The following is a 5,246-nucleotide window of genomic DNA, read 5'->3' as shown; positions in this document are numbered from 1 at the left end:
GAAAACCCCGAAAGTTACTTTAACTTTCGGGGTACGCCACAATGAGTTAATACGGCGTTTTTTAATTTAGGCTATTAATATGATTTTTTATTTTTAAAAGCACGCTTTTGACGTTTGTATTCGTTTTTACCACCAAACATACGTTCCAGCTTTTTGTTTTCAATTTCACGTGAGTTTAAACTATCATACTGAGATTCATTGCTTAATTTAATAAAATTAGCTAATCTTTTGGAATCTAATTGCCCTGCTGCAACACTTGCTAGTACAGCACATCCGGGTTCATTGGTATGCGAGCAATTCCTAAATTTGCATTCGTGGGCTAGTTCTTGAATATCGGCAAAGCTCTTATTCAGATTGACGCTTTGAAGGCCGAGTTCGCGCATCCCAGGAGTGTCGATTATCATCGTTCCATTTGGTGAGAAAAACATTTGGCGATGACTGGTGGTATGCCGTCCTTTACCATCATTAATACGGATCGAGCCAGTATTGATAAGCTCTTGACCGATTAGTTTATTGATTAAGGTTGATTTACCTACACCACTGGATCCGACAAAAGCAATCGTTTTAGTTGGTTTCAAATATGGTGTCAGTTGATTTAAACCGTCATTTTCCACAGTATTAGAAAGAATGATGTCGACACCAAGTGCAATGGCTTCAATTTGGAGTAAGACACTGGCAATGTCATCACATAAATCCGACTTAGTTAGGACTATAACGGGGATGGAACCGCCGTCCCAAGCAATGGACAAATAGCGTTCAAGTCGCCGAGGGTTAAGGTCTTCATTTAAAGACATGCAGATAAATAACGTGTCTACATTTGCCGCAATGAGTTGTGAATTATGTGTATTACCTGCCGCTTTACGAGTAATAACGCTTTCCCGTGGCAAAATAGCTTTGATTATGGCAGACTTTTGATCAACTAAGTCGCACATAACAAAATCACCGACTGTTGGGAAGTCCTCAGTGGAATTAACCTGGTTCAGGTATTTACCAGTTACTTTGGCAGTTAAAATACCATCTGTGCTGATTATCTTATAGAGACTACGATGTGACTCTATGACCCGAGCCGGAATTAATTCAGAATAATTATTACTTTCATTTTTGAATTTTTTAGTAAATCCGTATAATTTTAAATCTTTTTTCAATTTGAATATCTCCATTATATCAATCAGACGAATATAAAGAGAATAAACAAATTTTATTCAACTATATCATCTGATTTCTTTCAATTGTGTTTCATTCACGTTTAAAGCTTTAATAACAATCATCTACAGATCCCCAACTTTCTTTTATTTAGAATTACACGTTAACGTTTATAGGATTAATTGTCAAATTAGGTACATTATGATAATCGAATATTTTGATAAACCCAAAAGAATGGATTAGGTTAAAAAATTGTCAAAAAAGGACGTAAAAATTGTAAAAATATCCTAAATTAAATTCAGGACGGCATTAAAATAAATAGTTTCATACAATTTAATTGTAACATTTTTTAAAGATCCAAAATATGTATCTACGCCAATTAACAGACTTTTATTAAAAATATATTACTTTTAGATTTAATAAAGGTTAAAATATTTAAAATTATATGTTAGAATATGGGTAAATCTTGGAATAATTAATACTAAAAGCATTCACATCTATAAAATATAGATGTCCTTAACTTGGAGGTAATCAATTATGAAAAAGTCTGGCATAAATTTAGTAGTAGGTACAAATCGTATTACTCGGAAAAAATTATATAAGTCAAAGAAGGTCTGGATGGCTTCTTTGATGGTTGGAGTAGTTATAGGATCTAGTGGGGTTGGTCCAATTACTAACATCTTTGGCGTTGATCATAATCTTAGTCATTCAGTTTCGGCCTCAGTCGTTCATGGAGAAATATTCTCGGACATTCAGACGCTTAATGATAGTGGAACGACTGATCAAAATGGCTTAGATCCACTTCAAACTAATAATGTTAATTTTACAATTAGTGGGGGCAGTGCGGTCGACGTTTCAGTATTAGGCGATAATCAAAAATACGCTGTTTTGGGGATCCCCACCGACTTACAAGGTAAGGTGGTCGCCAATGGTCCAGCTCAGGTAACGACTAATGTGACGGTACCGCTAGATAAATTTACCTTACTAAAAACAAATCTAGATTTAATTCATACATTTGTAACTGAGGCTAATCGTTTACAGAGCTTAAACCCAGCATTGCATATTGATTTAGCTGGCGTCAATAACGCGTTAGATGCTGTGGAAACCGTTTTGGGATCAACAAGAGGAAGTTATAATAGTCCAATTAATGATAATGGTACCTATTTATCTGCTGATATTGGAACAGGTAGTAGTGAGATCATTGCTAATAACTTAGTGACGGCTCTTAGTCAACTGGAAACAGCAGTGAATAATACGCAATTTACTGGATTGGGGGCGGGGACAGTTAACAATTTGTTGAGTGTTCCTAAGAAAGCAGCGATTGATGCTTTAGAAATTTCAAAGACGGGTTTGAAAACTGGTGGTACTTTATTTAATCAGATTGCAGATATTTCATTATTTGGAGCAACGACTGTGGTAATGTCAACGACAATTAACCCAACTGATAATTTAAACAATGGTCAAATTAATTCAGAAAAATTTGTTGGGACGATGGCAAATCCTAATTTTATTACGGTAGATCTTTTTACAAACAGTTCTGGTGCAAGTAATGTGTTTATTGGAAAAGAACAAGTTGATGATTTAGCAGCTGAAAAGCAGGCTGCGATTGATGAAATTAATGGTTTAAAGAATTTAGAAGCAGGGGCAAAACAGGGCTATATTGACCAAGTGAATGCAGCCAAGACTACGGGTGAAATCAATCAAGTGGTTGACGCCGCCAAGGTCGCTGATCAGAAAGCTTTAGATGATGCGAAAGCATCGGCGAAGACAGAGATAGGTAAAATGGCTAACTTGGATGATGCCGCCAAGCAAGGATACGTGGACCGAATAGAAAATGCCACAACGGTGGCAGAAGTAGAACAGATTCTGGCAGAAGCACAGGCAGCAAACCAAGCAGCGGATGATTTAGCAGCTGAAAAGCAGGCGGCAATTGATGAAATTAATGGTTTAAAGAATTTAGAAGCAGGGGCAAAACAGGACTATATCAATCAAGTGAATGAAGCCAAGACTACGGGTGAAATCACGAAAATTGTTGATGCCGCCAAGGCTGCAGATCAGAAAGCTTTAGATGATGCGAAAGCATCGGCGAAGACTGAGATAGGTAAAATGGCTAACTTGGATGATGTCACTAAGCAAGGGTACGTGGATCGAGTAGAAAATGCCACAACGGTGGCAGAAGTAGAACAGATTCTAGCAGAAGCACAGGCAGCAAACCAAGCAGCGGATGATTTAGCAGCTGAAAAGCAGGCGGCAATTGATGAAATTAATGGATTAAAGAATCTTGATAAGGATCAAGAACAGGATTATATTGACCAGGTCAATAATGCGAAAACCGCTGATGAAATCACCAAGATTGTTGACGCCGCCAAGGCTGCAGATCAGAAAGCTTTAGATGATGCGAAAGCATCGGCGAAGACTGAGATAGGTAAAATGGCTAACTTGGATGATGCCACTAAGCAAGAGTACGTGGATCGAGTAGATAATGCCACAACGGTGGCAGAAGTAGAACAGATTCTAGCAGAAGCACAGGCAGCAAACCAAGCAGCGGATGATTTAACAGCTGAAAAGCAGGCTGCGATTGACCAAATTAATGGATTAAAGAATCTTGATAAAGACCAAAAACAAGGTTATATCGATCAAGTGAATGGGGCGAAGACTACGGGTGAAATTAAGCAAGTGGTAGATGCCGCCAAGGCTGCAGATCAGAAAGCTTTAGATGATGCGAAAGCATCGGCGAAGACTGAGATAGGTAAAATGGCTAACTTGGATGATGCCACTAAGCAAGGGTATGTGGATCGAGTAGAGAATGCCACAACGGTAGCAGAAGTAGAACAGATTCTAGCAGAAGCACAGGCAGCAAATCAAGCAGCGGATGATTTAGCAGCTGAAAAGCAGGCTGCGATTGACCAAATTAATGGATTAAAGAATTTAGAAGCAGGGGCAAAACAGGGTTATATCGATCAAGTGAATGAGGCGAAGACTACGGGTGAAATTAAGCAAGTGGTAGATGCCGCCAAGGCTGCAGATCAGAAAGCTTTAGATGATGCGAAAGCATCGGCGAAGACTGAGATAGGTAAAATGGCTAACTTGGATGATGCCACTAAGCAAGGGTATGTGGATCGAGTAGAGAATGCCACAACGGTAGCAGAAGTAGAACAGATTCTAGCAGAAGCACAGGCAGCAAATCAAGCAGCGGATGATTTAGCAGCTGAAAAGCAGGCTGCGATTGACCAAATTAATGGATTAAAGAATTTAGAAGCAGGGGCAAAACAGGGTTATATCGATCAAGTGAATGAGGCGAAGACTACGGGTGAAATTAAGCAAGTGGTAGATGCCGCCAAGGCTGCAGATCAGAAAGCTTTAGATGATGCGAAAGCATCGGCGAAGACTGAGATAGGTAAAATGGCTAACTTGGATGATGCCGCCAAGCAAGGATACGTGAATCGAGTAGAAAATGCCACAACGGTGGCAGAAGTAGAACAGATTCTAGCAGAAGCACAGGCAGCAAACCAAGCGGCGGATGATTTAGCAGCTGAAAAACAAGCCGCAATTGATCAAATTAATGGATTAAAGAATCTTGATAAGGACCAAAAACAGGATTATATTAACCAGGTCAATAATGCGAAAACTGGTGATGAAATCACGAAAATTGTTGATGCGGCTAAGGCTGCAGATCAAAAGGCTGGCGCAGATAAATTAGCGGGAGAGAAGAAAAATGCGATTGATGAAATTAATGGGCTCAAGAATCTTGATAAGGACCAAAAACAAGGTTATATCGATCAAGTCAATAATGCGAAAACTGGTGATGAAATCACGAAAATTGTTGATGCGGCTAAGGCTGCAGATCAATAGGCTGGCGCAGATAAATTAGCGGGAGAGAAGAAAAAAGCGATTGATGAAATTAATGGGCTCAAGAATCTTGTTAAGGACCAAAAACAGGATTATATTGACCAAGAGAATAATGCGAAAACCGCTGATGAAATCACGAAAATTGTTGATGAGGCCAAGGCTGCAGATCAAAAGGCCGGTGCTGATAAATTAGCGGAAGAGAAGAAAACCGCAATTGATGAAATTAATGGGCTCAAGAATCTTGATAAGGACCA

The 5,246-nt window shown here is 39.0% G+C and carries 2 protein-coding genes and 1 pseudogene; 2 read left to right on the top strand and 1 reads right to left on the bottom strand.

All coding sequences use genetic code 11. The features are described 5' to 3' along the window. Positions 1-74: 74 nt before the first annotated feature. The gene (gene rsgA / locus ACJQWY_RS06805; protein ID WP_407076978.1) at positions 75-1,145 is read right to left on the bottom strand and encodes a ribosome small subunit-dependent GTPase A; all 1,071 of its coding nucleotides are present in this window, start codon (positions 1,143-1,145) and stop codon (positions 75-77) included. A gap of 535 nt (positions 1,146-1,680) precedes the next feature. Here rsgA and ACJQWY_RS06800 point away from each other — a divergent pair. Together ACJQWY_RS06800 and ACJQWY_RS06795 are read left to right on the top strand one after the other, a co-directional pair. Further along, positions 1,681-4,995 carry an adhesive domain-containing protein gene (locus tag ACJQWY_RS06800; RefSeq protein ID WP_407076977.1) on the top strand — a complete coding sequence of 1,105 codons (3,315 nt, stop codon included), beginning with the start codon at positions 1,681-1,683 and terminating at the stop codon, positions 4,993-4,995. 21 nt (positions 4,996-5,016) lie between these two features. Next, positions 5,017-5,246 (top strand): annotated as a pseudogene (locus tag ACJQWY_RS06795) (hypothetical protein); the annotation flags it as partial.

Source organism: Weissella kandleri (assembly GCF_045504165.1).
Classification (GTDB): Bacteria; Bacillota; Bacilli; order Lactobacillales; family Lactobacillaceae; genus Weissella; species Weissella kandleri_A.
The sequence above is the reverse complement of the archived record's forward strand: the minus strand, read 5'-3'. Positions and strand labels throughout refer to the sequence as shown.